Annotated in this window: 12 protein-coding genes; 3 read left to right on the top strand and 9 right to left on the bottom strand. The window is 33.6% G+C overall.

Features of this window, described 5'->3' with window-relative positions; translation table 11 throughout:
* Positions 1 to 268: 268 nt before the first annotated feature.
* The 9 genes from ACZ2G0_RS13435 to ACZ2G0_RS13395 all read right to left on the bottom strand — a co-directional run bounded on the left by ACZ2G0_RS13435 (position 269) and on the right by ACZ2G0_RS13395 (position 14,031).
* Positions 269 to 2,572 carry an N-6 DNA methylase gene (locus tag ACZ2G0_RS13435; protein ID WP_470308034.1) on the bottom strand — a complete coding sequence of 768 codons (2,304 nt, stop codon included), beginning with the start codon at positions 2,570 to 2,572 and terminating at the stop codon, positions 269 to 271.
* A 3-nt stretch (positions 2,573 to 2,575) separates the two neighbouring features.
* Complete coding sequence (gene hsdR, locus ACZ2G0_RS13430; protein ID WP_470308033.1) at positions 2,576 to 4,960, bottom strand: EcoAI/FtnUII family type I restriction enzme subunit R; 2,385 nt, start codon at positions 4,958 to 4,960, stop codon at positions 2,576 to 2,578.
* 306 nt (positions 4,961 to 5,266) lie between these two features.
* Positions 5,267 to 5,707, bottom strand: a complete 441-nt coding sequence (locus ACZ2G0_RS13425) for a hypothetical protein (protein ID WP_470308032.1) — start codon at positions 5,705 to 5,707, stop codon at positions 5,267 to 5,269.
* A 255-nt stretch (positions 5,708 to 5,962) separates the two neighbouring features.
* Complete coding sequence (locus tag ACZ2G0_RS13420; RefSeq protein WP_470308031.1) at positions 5,963 to 6,256, bottom strand: hypothetical protein; 294 nt, start codon at positions 6,254 to 6,256, stop codon at positions 5,963 to 5,965.
* A 614-nt stretch (positions 6,257 to 6,870) separates the two neighbouring features.
* Positions 6,871 to 7,602, bottom strand: coding sequence for a hypothetical protein (locus ACZ2G0_RS13415; protein ID WP_470308030.1), 732 nt, complete (start codon positions 7,600 to 7,602; stop codon positions 6,871 to 6,873).
* Positions 7,603 to 7,734: 132 nt separating this feature from the next.
* Entirely contained in the window at positions 7,735 to 9,132 is a 1,398-nt protein-coding gene (locus ACZ2G0_RS13410) for a restriction endonuclease subunit S (protein WP_470308029.1), read from the bottom strand.
* Entirely contained in the window at positions 9,125 to 10,900 is a 1,776-nt protein-coding gene (locus ACZ2G0_RS13405; protein ID WP_470308028.1) for an N-6 DNA methylase, read from the bottom strand. The genes ACZ2G0_RS13410 and ACZ2G0_RS13405 overlap by 8 nt, the downstream gene beginning before the upstream one ends.
* A gap of 305 nt (positions 10,901 to 11,205) precedes the next feature.
* A complete protein-coding gene (locus ACZ2G0_RS13400) occupies positions 11,206 to 12,195 on the bottom strand; it encodes a hypothetical protein (RefSeq protein ID WP_470308027.1) in 990 nt (329 codons plus the stop codon).
* A 78-nt stretch (positions 12,196 to 12,273) separates the two neighbouring features.
* Entirely contained in the window at positions 12,274 to 14,031 is a 1,758-nt protein-coding gene (locus tag ACZ2G0_RS13395; RefSeq protein WP_470308026.1) for a tyrosine-type recombinase/integrase, read from the bottom strand.
* Positions 14,032 to 14,128: 97 nt separating this feature from the next.
* Between ACZ2G0_RS13395 and ACZ2G0_RS13390 the strand changes: the two genes are divergently transcribed.
* The 3 genes from ACZ2G0_RS13390 to ACZ2G0_RS13380 all read left to right on the top strand — a co-directional run bounded on the left by ACZ2G0_RS13390 (position 14,129) and on the right by ACZ2G0_RS13380 (position 15,002).
* Positions 14,129 to 14,344, top strand: coding sequence for a hypothetical protein (locus ACZ2G0_RS13390; RefSeq protein WP_470308025.1), 216 nt, complete (start codon positions 14,129 to 14,131; stop codon positions 14,342 to 14,344).
* Between the two features lie 117 nt (positions 14,345 to 14,461).
* Complete coding sequence (locus ACZ2G0_RS13385) at positions 14,462 to 14,710, top strand: type II toxin-antitoxin system ParD family antitoxin (protein ID WP_470308024.1); 249 nt, start codon at positions 14,462 to 14,464, stop codon at positions 14,708 to 14,710.
* Positions 14,703 to 15,002 (top strand): type II toxin-antitoxin system RelE/ParE family toxin, encoded by a 300-nt coding sequence (locus ACZ2G0_RS13380; protein ID WP_470308023.1) that lies wholly within the window; start codon positions 14,703 to 14,705, stop codon positions 15,000 to 15,002. Before ACZ2G0_RS13385 ends, ACZ2G0_RS13380 begins: the two co-directional genes overlap by 8 nt.
* Positions 15,003 to 16,132 lie beyond the last annotated feature (1,130 nt).

The following is a 16,132-nucleotide window of genomic DNA, read 5'->3' as shown; positions in this document are numbered from 1 at the left end:
TTTTGCGGCTTTGCGAAGTGGCGGATTTTCAGCACAAATGTTCATTAGAATTCCGAATGTTGAACCTTGCACTAAACTGTCATAGAAGCACTGAACCCGCCATTTTGCAAAACCGCTGTTACCAGCTGCCCTTCTGTCTTTCGTGGTTTGCCTGTCCGCTGTGTCGCTGTGTCTGTGCGGTTGGAAAGGCATACTCTTTTGCAAGCTTTGGCTCGTGGGCTGGCTTGTGTGGCTTGCAAATGTGTATGACTTTAGCGTTGGCATTTTATTAGTTTTTTACAAAATGGTCTTCTATTGCTGATTGTATTAATTGCATTGACAATTCATTGTGTTCAATAAGTTTCGCTTCGATATTTTTACATTTATCCATTAAGTGCTTAACTCTTTTAACTATTTCTAATTGCTCTGCGTTTGTAGGAATTGGAACGATTAAATCTGTCAATGATTTAGAATTAAAAGTTTGACCCATCAATACTTTTTTAGAAATAGAAAGTTTTGTAACGATAGGTAACAAGTAAAATAAATAATCTCTTTCAATGTTTGTGTATGGATAAATTGAGATTATTGCTTCATTGTGGTAGGTTGCTATTTTTGTAATAGACATCTTCCCAATAGTTAATTTAAAACTCATTAATAAGGTTTCAGCAGGACTTGGTAGTTGTCCGTTAAAAACTTCCTTAACAGCATCTTTTGTGATTTTTTTTGAAGTATGTAATATCGAACCATAATGTTCCATGTCGCCAATGCTTAGCCAATTGAATTCGCCTTGCGACCAATATTCCATTTGTTTTGTTGCTGGTGTTTTTCCAATTTGAAAATTTGAAATATCATTAAAGTAGGCAAACTGCCATTCATTTGGAATTTCGTATGGTATTATTGATTTGTCGATAGTTCTTTTTTCTTTGTCAGGTTTTATTTGTTTGTCTTTAATTTTTTTATCCTTTTCTAATTTTACCTTTTTCAGTAATTCAATTACGGATTCTTTGCTTTTGTTTTTTTCTCGCCAATTAGAAGTCAATTTACCCGTTATCGCTTCAAGTAAAATAGCGTCACGAAGAACCGAAACAGATTCTTTTGTTTTGAATAAATCTATATTTTGACTAACTAATGATTCCAAAATACCTGTTGGTTTTTCTAGTATTTCATTTGTAAGTTCTTTTATTTCATTATTTATGTTGATTTGGGATTTTTCAAATAAAGAAAATAATTGTTTTGGAGATTTTTTAACGTCTTCCTTTTTGTTGGGATTTGTTACATTTAAATCCCATTCTTTTAAATCCTCAATATTTATCTTGTATGCAAATTCAGTTTCAACACGATTATCCCACCATTCAATAATTGGATTAAATTCTTCAAATCGAATCGGTTTTAATTTTGAATAGCTTTTTTGTCCTTCGGGTAATTTATGTTCATAATACCATATCTCTTTGGTTGGTGTTCCCTTCTCAAAAAATAATAGGTTTGTTGAAACTGTTGCAGGGAAAAATGTGCTTTGCGGAAGTCTTATAATCGTATGTAAATTGCAGTCCGATAGTAATTTTTCTCGTATTCTAGCTTTGATACCTTCACCAGTTATAGAACCATCGGGCAATACGATTGCACATTTTCCATTGTCTTTTAAAAGCTGAATCATTAATACAATAAATAAATCAGCACTTTCTTTGCATCTATAATTTGCAGGAAAATTTGTTTCTACACCGTCAGCTATGCTTGCACCGAATGGAGGATTAGCAAGTATTACATCTACTTTGTCCTTTTTGCCAATACTATTGTATTCCTTTTTTAAACTGTCAATATAATGATAGTCGGGCAAATCCATTTCGTGAAGTATTAGATTTGTCAAACCTAAAACATAAGCTACTGGTTTTAATTCCCAACCTGTTATTGAGTTTTGCAAAATCGCTTCGTCATCAACTGTTTTCACAAAATGGTCACGAACATGGTCAATTGCTGCTGTTAAGAAACCGCCAGTTCCAGCGGCAGGGTCTAATACTTTATCACCTAATTTAGGATTGGTGAGCATTGTCATTAATTGAGTTACTGCTCTTGGAGTATAATATTCGCCTTTGTTACCTGCATCTCTTAATTCCTGTAAAATAGTTTCGTAAATATTTCCAAAAACGTGTTTGTCCTCTGATTTTGTAAAGTCAATTTCATTAAGTTTATTAATAACTTTTCGTAATTCATATCCCGACTTCATGTAATTATTATTACCCTCAAAAACCTCTTGAACTAGAATTGCTCTTTTACTTGCATTTTTTTTAGTTAAATTCCGTAAAGCAGAAAACAGACCTTTTTCATTTTCTTTTTCACTGTTATTATCAATAAAGTTTAGCAATTCATCACCTGTTATTCCTTCAGGGTCAGTTGCCCAATTTCTCCATTGGAATTTTTCAGGAATTACTGAAACATAATTGTCTTTTATAACTTCTAACTCTTTGTCTTTGTCGTCCATGATTTTAAGAAACAACATCCAGCCCAATTGTTCTAATCGTTGAGCATCGCCAGAGATACCTCTGTCTTGTCTCATTATATTTCTTATACCGTTTACTACTGCACCTACATTTGCCATTTTTTATGCTGCTTTATAAAGTTCGTTTTCCAATTCTTTTAATGCTTGTATGTAATTTTCTTTTCCACCAAAAGCATTAATTATTTCAAGTGGCGAACCTAATTTGTTTAATGGGTCAAGTTTTAAAACATCTAAACTTTCAATAGTCAATAAATCATCATCTGCGTATTTGTCAAGTAAACTTTTAATAACAGATTGTGCTTTTTCTCCATATTTCGTAAAGTAGTTTCTTTTCTTTACGTTGTTTGCTCGTTCTTTTCGTGTCAATGGTTTTGCTTCAAAAGCAACATGACAAATCAAATCAAAAGGGTCAAAGTCTTTTCCGATTTCTTCCTTTAAGGCTTCAAAGAAAATTCCTTGTTGTTCTAACGCTTCAACGATTGCTTTTTTCTTGTCAGCGTTTTTCCATGAATTCAAAAACGTTTCAAGCGTTGCGTATTTTTCTATTACATTTTTCTTGGTGTAATCTTTTAGACTTTCAGTTATTATTTGTCCGTCTCCTCCTAAATATTGAACTCTTTCATTAACAATTCTAACTTCAACTCCGTTTACTCTTATTTTTTCTCTTGGATTTGGAGGGTCGGTTATTGTGCCACCGCCTGTTATTGTTGGTGGTTCAGGAGTGGGAAAATCAACATCACCGCCATCAACTACATCAACTATTGGTTCATCTGTTATTTCATCATCTGTTCCAGAAATATCATCATCTTCTGTAACATCTTTAATCATTACAGGGTCGCCATCAAAATTAGGGTCTGCAAAAAGATTGGTTACATTTCTAAAATCCATAATGGTAAAATACGTTTTTCCGTATTCTTCATTAATTCTTGTTCCTCTGCCAATTATTTGTTTGAACTCTGTCGGTGAACCGATATTACTATCCAATACAATTAGTTTGCAAGTTTGAGCATCAACTCCAGTAGTCATTAATTTAGAAGTTGTCGCAATAACTGGATAGCGTTCACTTGGATTTATAAAACTGTCTAACTCTCTCTTTCCCTCTTCGTTATCGCCAGTAATTTGCATTACATACTTATTGTTTTGAGCAACCAAATCGGCATTGGCGTTAGCCAATGCGGTTCGCATGCCTTCGGCATGCTCAATATCAATGCAAAAAACAATTGTCTTTGCAAAACGGTCATTTCCTTTAAGAAATTCTGTTATTTTTCTTGCAACTAATTCTCTGCGTTCATCTACAACAATGTTTTTATCAAAATCGGTTCTGTTGTAAATTCTATCCTCAACGGGGTTTCCGTTCTTATCTAAAAAGCCTTTTGTTGGTCGCCAACCTTCGGCATCAATGTCAAGTGTTACTTTGATTACTTTGTAAGGAGCAAGAAAACCATCGTCAATACCTTGTCTAAGTGAATAAGTGTAAACTGGTTCACCGAAATAATGAATGTTTGAAGTTTCGGTTGTTTCCTTTGGTGTGGCTGTCATGCCCAAATGTGTTGCGGTTTTGAAATAATCTAATATTTCACGCCACTTGCTATCTTCTTTTGCACTTCCTCTGTGGCACTCATCAACTACGATTAAATCAAAAAATTCTGGACTGAATTGTTTGTAAGCATCATCTGATTTGCTGTCTGACAAGCCTTGATACAATGCTAAATATACATTGTAAGCTGTGTCAATTTGCTTGTGTTTTATGATTGTCATTGCATCTTTGAAATGCCTAAAATCTCCTCTTGCAGTTTGGTCAATAAGTGAAGTTCTGTCTGCTAAAAACAGAATTCTTTTTTTTGCTCCACTTTTCCAAAGTCTGTAAATGATTTGAAAAGCCGTGTAAGTTTTTCCAGTTCCCGTTGCCATAACCAAAAGAATTCTGTCTTGTTTTTTCGCAACTGCTTCAATGGTTCTGTTAATGGCAATTTGTTGGTAATATCTTGGGGAACGACCAGAGCCGTCTAAAAAATAGTCGGTTGAAATTACGTTTTCAACTTCTTTGTCTTCTATGCCTTTATATTTTTTGTATTTCTCCCATAGTTCTTCAGGACTTGGGAATTCGTCATTTGAAAGTTCGGTTTCTATGTTTCCGCTTGTAACGGTCTTGTCGTGAAAATAAAAGCCGTCTCCGTTGCTACTAAACACAAAAGGAATGTCCAACGTGTTGGCGTAACCTAATGCTTGTTGAATGCCAGCCTTTACAGAATGGTTGTTGTCTTTTGCCTCAATGATTGCAATAGGAACGTTTGGTTTGTAAAACAGAATGTAATCTGCAAATTTTCGTTTACCTCTTGCTGTAATTTTACCTTTCACATAAATGCGTCCGTCAGTAAAAAATATTTCCCGTCCAAGTTGAGCGTGTTCGTCCCAACCTGCCTTTGTAACAGCAGGAGTGATAAACTTCTCTTTTATGTCGGCTTCTGATAAGTCTTTTTTGTTCATGTTCTACTTTTTATTGTCTGTCGGTGCGTTGGCAAAATTTAGCTCTTTTGGTTTTGCGAAGCGTTGGCTTGTGTGTCGGGCAAAACCAAATGTGCTAAATGTGCGGTTGGCTTTTATGTCGTTTTTCTGTCTGTTCATGTTTAGCACTGTCGTCTTTTAGGGTTGCTGGTAACGTTCCGCCGCTTCTCGTCAGTTGCGAACTTCGGAACGAATTATTTTCTGTTAAAGATAAAAATTCTTGCGAAACGTGAACGTGAACTTACAACAAAATTCGCAATTGCGAGAAACGGCTGTTACCAGCTGCTTTTATACATGGCAATTCTCTTTCCAAATTTTTTGATTCTTTTTTAGATTTTCAGGCGTCGAATACAATGTGTTATTTTCAACTTGAATTTCAAGTCCATTGATTGTGAAAATTTCAATTTCTCCAACATTTCTAATATTACAGCAAACTTCTTCATCCCAAATGTTTTTCCAAATTTCGGAAAGAATAAAATGAGCAATGATTCCTCTGTTTTGGCTGTCTAAAATTTTAATTAATTCTGGAGAAGCAGTTTTTCCAATTTCGATAATTCTTTTAGCGTTATTTCCTTTTACTCTTGGTGAAGTTGTTTTTGTTAAAACAATATACGCGTCTTTATTGTCTATTTTCTGAATCAGAGAATCTACTTCTTTGTTTTGAGCATAAGTTAAATTCAAGCTGAAAAAAACTAAGAAGAGAGCAATTTTTTTTAAGGATTTTGTCATTTTGTAAGATTTCGGTTAAAGTTGCTGGTAACGTTTGGCCGCTTGGCGATGTGGCGGATTAAGAAAGCCTAAACTTTCGGTTAATGACTAATTTTTCAAGTACAAAACCATCTTCAAATTAAGCCTAAACCCGCCATATTGCCAAACGGCGGTTATGGGCTGGTTTTTGTAGGCGGATTTAATAAATTCACTTTATGATTAAAAAAATTGATGCCATTTTAATCATAAAGCGAAACTTATCATTTCAAATAAATTTTATTTTCGAGCATCGCTCATTCCTCTTCGATACCCATCATTATACCCATCTCTATATGAATCAGATGATTTTGGATATGCTGGATAAGGTGCATATGGTGCGTAAGGACAGTATGCGTTTTTTCCTTTCTCTTCTTTCCAACCTTCGCAATGTCCGTCTTTCCAACCTTCTTCATATTTAGTTGTAACAGTAGTTTCCTTCGCAACAAGTATTTTGTTCGAATTGATAGTAGTAAATGCACACAATGTGAAAAAACTAAAAATTAGTGCGATTTGTAAAAGCTTTTTTTTCATAATATTAATTTTTTTGTTTCTAAAAATATGGTTTTTAGAGTTGACCTCGTTTTTTTAGTGGTTTCTGAACTCCACTTTTGTTTTAGCTAAATTAAAGTTAGTATTTGGAATCATTTTACGGTTTTCCACATTTACTCAAATTATTTTCGACTTGTATTTTCTAAATGGGTTTCTTTTTAGCAGTTTGTTGCTCGAAACTAGCCCATAACGTCTCGTGGCTTGGCGTCAGTTGGGGATTTGGTTAGCCAAATGTATAAATTAAAGACCGAACTTCCAAGTACAAAACTAACTTTGAAGTTTGCCTAAAACCCCAATTGCGCCAAACCGCTGTTGGTGGCTGCACTTCTTTTTCAGTACTAAATTTCTATTTCAAAGAGGTTAACAGTTCCCTTTCTGCGGTTGCTATAATTCTTTTGGCGGTTGTTGTATTTCTTTCTGCGGATATCATATTTCTTTTGGCGGTTACTATAATTCTTTTAGCGGTTGTTATATTTCTACTTGTGGTTAATATATTCTTAATAGCGGACATAATAAAACTTATTGCGGTAGCAATAAGTTTTATTGATGTTGCTCTATTTCTTTTAGTTGTAGCAAGATTTCTTTTTGCGGTAGGTTTATATTTTTGGTTTCTTGAACTCTATTCCTTTTACCTGTGCAAATTGTGGACTGCTTGCTCCGAATACTGATTTAACGTATTTCTTTACTTCGTTGGCGGTTTCAACTAATCCTGTGGTTGCAGAATATAACGTTTCGTTTCTTGCAATTCTTGAATTGCTTATACTTGTGTATGCTGTTGCAACGGCTGTATTTTTTGCGGTCAGTTCGGCAATTTTAGTTTGGATGGTGGCTACCTGTAAATCTGTTTCGTTTGGTGTGTAGCTTGGTTCAGCATCTAAAACGGAGTTTAAGCCCGCAAGATGTTGTATAAGTTGGTCGTAAGATTGTTGACTTGTAGAAATTGTTGTTGGTGCTGGCGTGTTTGGGTCGGTTGGCGTTTGCGAAGCAGACGCTTTTTTGCCTTGTAGCTTTCTATTAAAAGTTTTTGCGTTGCCAACTGTTTCTGGTGTTGCATCGGTTGTTTGTAAAGCGTTTACTAAACGAGTAGAGTAGGCTTTCAAACCGCTGAAAGCGGTGATGCGTTCGTTTACTTTATTGTTGTAGTTTGTGTTTTTTGTAATTACGTCTGCTAAATTGCTTTCGGCAGATGCTTTTAATGCGATAAGTTGCGGTAGTTTTAAACTTGCTTTTGATGGATTGTAAGTAGTTCCATAACCTGTAACGAATTCAATTAAATCTTGAAAGTTAGCTACGTTTTTTGCGTGTCCTGTTTCTGTTGTTGATGCCATAAGTAAATAGTTTTTGAATTAATAATCTTTCAAAAATATATAATAATACTTAAAAATAAATTATGTTATCAACAATATTAACAAAAAGTCTATAAAACAATATGTTTTATAGACTTTTTGTTATTTCTAAAATTATCGGGAAGTTTTAACTGCCTCAAACTCTAATTCTAATTCTTTTTTTATTGCGTCTAATTTTGTTTTTCTTAAAGATTTTTTTAAAAATGCTTCTTCAAGAATATCTGATATAATATCTCTGTCCTTTTTTGGTAATATAGGTATTTTAGTTTTTAGTAAGTTTTCAGGTCGTAGATGCGGTATTGTAGATGCAATTACAGTTCTCTTTTTTGCCTGAAAATTTCCAATTTCTGGAATTGAAAGTGCACAAAATATATAAAAAGGACTTATATCCACTTCCTCTTTTTTTCTCAATATCAGAAAACCCGAACCAATAATTACTTTGTCTGCTTCTGTTAGCATTGCTATATTTCCAATACTGCCATCTTTTGAGAATATTATATCAAGTGGTTTTATTTCTTGATTAAGCTCTTGATATATTTCGTTTGCAATGAAAAAATCTGGGTAATTGTCAACTTCAAAATTTACTATGTCTGATGTTCTAATAAATGGTATATCAGATTCGATTTTATCAGTATAAAGATTGTAATTAGCACTACCAACTTCAGAACCTTTAAATGGTAATATTAATTCACTTAATGATTTTGTTTCAAATTTATCAAGTGCATTTATTGTTTTATTGTATTGTGGATTCGCAAATTCAGGAGAAAAGAATGATTCAGCCTTAACTTCTTTTAAAGTTGTTGTAAAGGTAAATTCTCTTTGTATTGATTTAAAGTCAATTTTTAATTTTTCATAAAAAATAGACTGCGCCTTTTTTACTAATTTATATGAATCATCTTCTAGTATCGAAAGTTCTGTAACTTCATTTGCAAAATAACGCATTCTATCCTCTGAAAGAAGCGGAATTTTTAAACCTCTTATATCTGGAAGAGTTAACTTATTTTGATTATGCTGTTTACTAACTCGTAATATTTGATTAATAGCTAACGGAGTAGTAAGGTATAAAAAAACATACTTTCTTAAGTAGTCTTCGCAGTCAAAAGCAACTCCAATTATATTCTGACTGGTGTTTACTTCTTCAAAACGTAGTGGTATTTGTGCAATTTTGCCTAAATACTTCCCAATTTTTGATAATGCTAAATCGCCTGGAACTAAAATTGTCTTACTTTCTTTTTGATGATTTTTTAAGGGAATGTAAACCATTCCTTTTTCATCTAGAGTATATGACATTAAATTTGATATTCTTATAAACGGAATACCTGACGATTGATATAATTTTGAATTTAAGTCAAAAATACCCTTTCGTATTGCTTTAGAAAAATACGAAATAGGATGAGTTTCAAAACGAGATAAAGTTTTATCTAATATTTCACCTAAATAATAATATTTGCTATCGAAACGATTACTCTTACTGACTTCAACAAACGTTGCGTTTTCTACTACTTTAATCATTTTCTATTAACCATTTTTTATATTCTTCTGAAACTAAACTAATATCGTCGCTTTCTATTTCTTGTCCTCTTCGGTTGTGTCCACACGTTTCGCAGATGCACATAAAAATTTTATAGTCTTCTAACACTTCACCTTTATTTAGTTTTCTTAAAATTAAAATACTTGTTTTAGTAGAAGTATAAGGCATAAAAGTTTCAATAGGAACATCTATTGCAGCTAAAATTTGTGCTTTGTCTAATATCCATTCTCGCAAATATACAAGACTGTCGTTACCTAAAATACCATCAGGTAATACTAATGCTAATTTGCCATTTGGTTTTAATAATTGTAAGCATCGTTCTATAAATAATATTTGTGGTGTTTCTTTTTGCTGAAGTTTGTCTTTTGTATATTTTCCAGTTTTTTTATCTTCTTTAAAACTATGTCCTAAATCATACTGTTTCAATATATCTTCACCCTTGACAGGTATTTTTGAACCAAAAGGAGGATTTGTTACTACAACGTCAAAGTACTCCATTTTTACTTCATCTTTTGTTTTTTTGTTCCAATGGTCGGGATTTTCCAATGAGTTTTCACAAAAAACGCCACCTCTACCGTCGCCAAGTAACGCCATATATGCTTTAGCTACTTTACTTAAGAAATAATCTTTATCTATACCTCTAATATTCTTAATTGCAATTTTCTGCTTTTCAATTTCAATTTCGTGTTTTGGCCAACCCAAACCATCAAATTCAATTTCAGCTTTATTCCAAATATATCTTAAACTTTCTACAAGAAAACCACCACTTCCACAAGCTGGGTCAATAATTTTTTGTTCGTGTGTTGGGTCAATTAACTCAACAACCATTTTTACAACATTTCTAGGAGTAAAAAACTGACCTTGACCACCTTTTAAAGCGTGACCTATAAAGACTTCAAAAGCGTCACTAACTGCATCCCTTGAAGATTCAAGTATTGAATATTGTTGAAGTTCACCAACAATATATGTAAGTGAATATTCATCTAAAATAATTTCGTCAGAATTATCAATTACATCATTATAATTTTTCTTAACCTTATTGAATAATTCTAAAATTCTGTCTTTTACTTCTTTAGACTTTTCATCGATACCTGCACGAAATGCAACCATTTCATCTGGCTTTGTAAATTTTTCATCATATATTTTACAAAAAATTAAGTTTATTAGTTGTTGAGCAAAAACTTCATCTCTTGTTGCACCAACCACGTTACCCGCAAGGTAATTACGCATTGCTTTAAATACATTTTTAAGATTTGTAGCTGGCTTTAAATCTTTTCTTTTAAATTTACCTACATCTTCAATTCTTTGACCATATCGCGGTATGTTAGGTATTTCTTCAAATAATACTTTGCCATCTTTTTCTATTTTTTTTAAAAAAAGTCTTTCCTCTCCGTTAAACCAAACTCCTAATGGAGATTTAGAAAATCGTAAATAATCTTGCAATTGTGTTTTACCATCTTTTCTGTTTTTTTTCTTGCACTCAACAATAATAAGAATGTCATCTTCATCTTTTTTATCATTAGTAAACACAGCAATGTCAGTTGGATATTCTTTTTTTGTATCTGATGGTCGTACTTTTACTCTATGTTGTGGATGTGTTGCTATATGGGATTTGGGATAGCCATAATCTTCTACTAAAATTTTTGAGTAAACCTGAACTGCATCAATTTCCTCTGGAGTTGCTTTTACTTCATTTCCTGAAATGTAGTCATATATGTAACCATCCTTAAGTTCTTTCTTCTCTGTCATTGCTAATTATTTTAAAAAAAGCAAAAGTAGTTAATTTTTTGCGATTTGAAATATTCAATCTTTCGCTAAAATAAAAAGAGTTTTGCGTGAGCAAAACTCTTTAGTATTTTCTGTTTTTTTAAGCGGTTTTCTTTCTGCGTTGCTATCGTCATAGTGTTGCCACCAACGTCCCGGCGCTTGGCGAGGTTGCGAACTTCGGAACCGATTATTTTCTATCAAAGATAAAATTTCTTGCGAGAAATAAACGTGAATTTACTACAAAATTCGCAATCTTGCCAAACGCCTGTTAGCAGTTGTACATTCTTTTAATGATAAGTTTCATTTCTAATTACAATTTCTTTTTTCAATAGATATTCTTTCATTTTTGTCCAAGTTGAGTCTCTTAAGCTGCCAGCTTGATAAATTTTTGAATGAAAATCATTTGTTATTATTCTTAATGAAGTTGATTGTTTATGTGGCGTTTCAATAACTAATTCCTTTATGTTTTCTATTTCATAAACTTTATTAAACCAAAACCATATGCTATTTTTTACAATAATATACTTTTCAGTAATAATAAAATAGTGCATTTTAAAACTAAATATTCCACACATTACTATTCCAACTGTAAGTATAAAAAATAAAGCTTGGTAATTATTTATCATTTTTGTTGGGTTTTGAAAAAACATATATAATATGAAAACAATAAAACCATAAAAAAGCAAACCATTAGCAGAAAGAAAATGATTTCCATTAAACTCAATCTTGTTTTTGAAATTTATCTGATTTGAAATTTTCAGATTTCTGTTTATATTAAAATCAAGAAAATTTATTTCAGTTCTATTTTCAGAAAGTATTTTTTCAGCCCTGTCTAATAAAACTCTAATTTCAGAAATATTTGAATAATTATCAGCCCAAATGTTTTTTTTCTTCCCATTTTTTAAATTTAAAGTTGTTGCTTCAAATGGCATTGAAGTAAATAAAAATTTAAGATTTTCTTTTCCAGTGATTTTAATGTTTTCAATTTCATTCCAGTCATAAAACTCTTTTTTAAAATATGTAGAAAAGTTAATTCCAGATTTTTCTATAACTATTTTAGGGAAATTATTTACAATGTGTTTTAGTAAATAAATGATAAATACTAAAATTAAAAAAGGAAAAACTAAATTTTCCCAAGTAGTTTTATTTTCTGTTTCTAATTTCTCGAAGAATCTTAACACCAACATAATTCCAATTCCAACAAATATTCCAATGCTTATTAGAATTATAATTATATTTGGAAATATGTTTAATTTACTTGCTATCTTTTCTTTCATATTGTTTTTTCGTCATTTTTGGAGTATAACTGCTAACTAGTATATAACATCAAATATATACATCTTTTTTGATTGTTTTCACTCCTCGCTCAGTTTTTTCTTATTATTTTCCTGAACCAAGCGATCCAGCGGACTCGCGATCTTATCAGTAGCCATCTTAGATACATGAGTGTAAATAGTGGTGGTTTTAATACTAGCGTGTCCCAGGAATTTTTGAATATAACGAATATCGGTTCCACCTTCCAATAAATGAGTGGCAAAACTGTGACGTAACGTGTGAACCGTCGCTTTTTTAGACAAACCCGACTTTTTCAAGGCCGTACGCATCACCTGCTGAGCGCTACCCGTACTATACGGCTCGCCAGCGAACTGACCTTCAAAAACATATTTATTAGGCTGGTACAACTTTTTATACATCTCCAGTGAGTTAACAATCGAGTAGGGCAGCATTACCATTCGGTCCTTTTTGCCCTTCGCGTTCTTAATGTGAATTTTATACTCCGAAAACAGAATATCGCGCCACTCCAAAGTAACAATTTCACTCACACGCAAACCAGCGCCATAACCTACCAGCAGTAACAATTTATGCTTGGGGTTATCCACAGCTCTAAAAATCTCTAAACACTCTTCCATCGTTAATACTGCCGGAAGTTTCTTTTCGGTTTTCGGTCGAGGCAAATGCAGTTCAAACCCTTTTTGTAATCCAATTTGTTGGTAGTAAAACTGCAACGCATTTACCATGCTGTGACCCGAAGCCGCTGATAGTCCGCGTTCCATTAAGGAAGCCAAATATTTAACAATCTCCTTTTGGGTAATTGTTTGCGGATCTCGGTATCCATGATCACGCAAAAACTTCAAAAAAGCACCCACATACGTACGCATCGTAGAGCTACTGTAATTCAGCGCTAAAATCGTATCCACCATAGCGGTAACATGCTCATGTGCAGCAGCAGGCACCTGGTTAAAGAGCTGCTCTTTGGTTTTAGTTAAATCCAATTGCTTTCGATTAGGTAAATTTTGCAATTGCAAATACCCCTTCGGTAACTGTTTGCTAATTAGTATTTTGTTAGGTTCAAATTGCATGACAATCGCTTCATATACACTTGGAGCTGCTGGCAACAAATAACACTCTTTGATGGTACTGAAACGAGCCATCGAAAAACGCTTAATTTTTTCACGCAAAACAAGGTGAGCTGGAACATAAACTTCCATCCATTTCACATCCTCTGGGTGTGGTTTTAAAACAATCGATTCGCCCTCAAATGCCGTCTCGGCTTTATAAAAATCCCTTTCAGGAAAAAAGGAAGGGACATCCAACACTTTTTCAACCTTCGATTTCACATTAGCTTGCCGTAAAACCATGTAAACCTTATAATTAGCATTCCAATAAATTCCCTTTATAGCCAGTAATTGCTTGCTTATAACCTGATTATAAGGCATTTTAAAAACCCAATATTTCCCTAAATTAGGAAGTAATTCTAATCGCAACGGGGATTCTAACGGTTTAGGTGCCGTTATATGTTCAGGGTTATCAGGCACAGGTGCAGGATCTAACTGAAAATCGCTTGTAGCTATGGCTGGAAGGTCACGGCTTATGGTAGAGCCGGCCAGCGATTGCGCAGAAATACTTTTGGGGTTTTCAATGAGCAAATTAGGAAAGTTTTGACTAATCATTTTATAACTAGCCGCATTGTAATCAAAATACCAGCACCGCAACGACTGACTGTACGATCCACCCAGCTTTCGAGCCAAGGAAATCGTAGTCGTGTCATACGGAAAAAACAGACCTATTCGGTCCGCATCGCGATGCCATATCTTTTTTACAATGATCTGCATAAGAGGAGTTTGATGGTACTAAAATACTACTTTATTTACAATTACAAGGAGGATATCGTATTTATTTTCGCTTACGCAAAAGTGCATCACGTCAAGAGTGGCGGTATTGATTGTATTGTCCCAATTGTTTTCAGGTAGCGAACGCTACGAACCAGATGCAACTGCAATTTTAGAAGTTGATCGTAATAAAACACCAAAAAATAGAGATTTCAAAAACAAGCACAGAAAGTTCCCAAAACGGGAAAAATCATATCTTTTAAAGGGTTTAGCGAGCACTGAAAACTTTATACTGGATACTGGAAGTAAGTCGTAAAGAATTAATCTTATTATTTTAAAACATAGGTTTTAACTGTGTTATTGTGATAATGAAAAAAGAAGATAACTTGATACTATTACCAAAATTTGGTAACTTTACTTAAAAATTAAAATCATGGGACGAAATACATCGGTTTCTTTAGGTGATTATTTTGAAAGTTTTGTTGATGACAGCATTTCAAAAGGTAGATTTCAAAATGTAAGTGAGGTCATCCGCGCGGGATTAAGATTGCTAGAAGAAGAGGAAAGTAAAATTATGGCTTTAAAAAAGGCTATTAATGATGGAATTGAAAGTGGAATAGCAAACAATTTTAATGCAGAAAAACATCTTGAATCTTTGAAAGCGACCAAAAGAAATGGCTAACTACATTTTTACAAATAAAGCTGTTGAAGACTTAACCCAAATTTGGGATTATACGTATGAAGTTTGGTCGGAAAGTCAAGCGGATAAATACTATAAAGAAATTCTTGAACATTGTCGATACATAGCTGAAAATCATAATTCCGGGAAGAAGTATCATGAAATCAGCACAGAAATTTTTGGCTACAAATCAGGCCAACACATACTATTTTATAGAATAGTAAACCCAAAACAAATTGAAATTACTAGAATTTTACATTCAAGAATGGATTTAAAAAATAGGATGCAACAATAATACAAAAGTAAACAGCGCTAAGTTTAATGGCGAAATAAGTGAAAAATTTACTTTTATCTTTCGCAAAATTTTTATCTTATTTAAACAGCTCAATTACGATTCTTAGACCCTGACGCTACTGTAATGAAATGTAACTACCGGCACGCCCAAAACTTAAAAATGATTTTATTGTACAAACAAAATCCTACTTTTTAGGCAAAACACAAGATGTTTCTAGAAGAGGTTAGAACCCAAAAAAGTTCATTTTAAACTGAATTAAGCTGCTACCAAAGGGTTTCGCGTGAAGGATGGAGGCTTTGTCTGAGCGCTACCTATTTTTTTCGGGAAGCGAGTGCCGAGAGCCTGACGCTCCTGCAATGAAATGGAAGTAGCGGCACGCCCAAAACTTAAAAAGAGGTTAATTGTACAAACGAACTACTATCTTTTAGGGAAAATACAAGCTGTTTCTAAAAGAGGTTAGAACCTAAAAAAGTTCATTTTAAACTGAATTAAGCTACCGCAAAAGGGTTTCGCGTGAAGGATGGAGGCTTTGTCTGAGCTCTCCCGATTTTTTTCAGGTAGCGAGCGCCGAGAGCCTGACGCTACTGCAATGAAATGAAAGTACCGGCACGCCCAAAACTTAAAAATGGGTTAATTGTACAAACGAACTCCTACTTTTTAGGCAAAATATAAGCTGTTTCTAAAAGAAGTTAGAACTTAAAAAAGCTCATTTTAAACTTAATTAAGCTGCTGCAAAAGGATTTCGCGTGAAGGATGGAGGGCTTTGTCTGAGCGCTCCCGATTTTTTTCGGGAAGCGAGTGCCGAGAGCCTGACGCTACTGCAATGAAATGGAAGTAGCGGCACGTCCAAAAACCTAAAAATGGGTTAATTGTACAAACAAACTACTATCTTTCAGGGAAAATACAAGCTGTTTCTAAAAGAGGTTAGAACCTAAAAAAGTTCATTTTAAACTTAATTATGCTGCTGCAAAAGGGTTTCGCGTGAAGGATGGAGGCTTTGTCTGAGCTCTCCCGATTTTTTTCGGGAAGCGAGTGCCGAGACCCTGACGCTACCTCAATGAAATGAAAGTAGCGGCACGCCCAAAACTTAAAAACAGGTTAATTGTACAAACGAACTCCTACTTTTTAGG

This window comes from Flavobacterium sp. KKT103, from assembly GCF_055640565.1.
Note: the sequence above shows the minus strand (reverse complement) of the source record. Positions and strands in the feature narration are given on the sequence as shown.

Excerpts from the sequence above, each read along its gene's own strand:
- hsdR (WP_470308033.1), bottom strand. The coding sequence starts at position 4,960 with ATGAACAAAAAAGACTTATCAGAAGCCGACATAAAAGAGAAGTTTATC.
- ACZ2G0_RS13405 (WP_470308028.1), bottom strand. The coding sequence starts at position 10,900 with ATGACAGAGAAGAAAGAACTTAAGGATGGTTACATATATGACTACATT.
- ACZ2G0_RS13435 (WP_470308034.1), bottom strand. The coding sequence starts at position 2,572 with ATGGCAAATGTAGGTGCAGTAGTAAACGGTATAAGAAATATAATGAGA.
- ACZ2G0_RS13380 (WP_470308023.1), top strand. The coding sequence starts at position 14,703 with ATGGCTAACTACATTTTTACAAATAAAGCTGTTGAAGACTTAACCCAA.
- ACZ2G0_RS13420 (WP_470308031.1), bottom strand. The coding sequence starts at position 6,256 with ATGAAAAAAAAGCTTTTACAAATCGCACTAATTTTTAGTTTTTTCACA.
- ACZ2G0_RS13385 (WP_470308024.1), top strand. The coding sequence starts at position 14,462 with ATGGGACGAAATACATCGGTTTCTTTAGGTGATTATTTTGAAAGTTTT.
- ACZ2G0_RS13395 (WP_470308026.1), bottom strand. The coding sequence starts at position 14,031 with ATGCAGATCATTGTAAAAAAGATATGGCATCGCGATGCGGACCGAATA.
- ACZ2G0_RS13415 (WP_470308030.1), bottom strand. The coding sequence starts at position 7,602 with ATGGCATCAACAACAGAAACAGGACACGCAAAAAACGTAGCTAACTTT.
- ACZ2G0_RS13425 (WP_470308032.1), bottom strand. The coding sequence starts at position 5,707 with ATGACAAAATCCTTAAAAAAAATTGCTCTCTTCTTAGTTTTTTTCAGC.
- ACZ2G0_RS13400 (WP_470308027.1), bottom strand. The coding sequence starts at position 12,195 with ATGAAAGAAAAGATAGCAAGTAAATTAAACATATTTCCAAATATAATT.
- ACZ2G0_RS13410 (WP_470308029.1), bottom strand. The coding sequence starts at position 9,132 with ATGATTAAAGTAGTAGAAAACGCAACGTTTGTTGAAGTCAGTAAGAGT.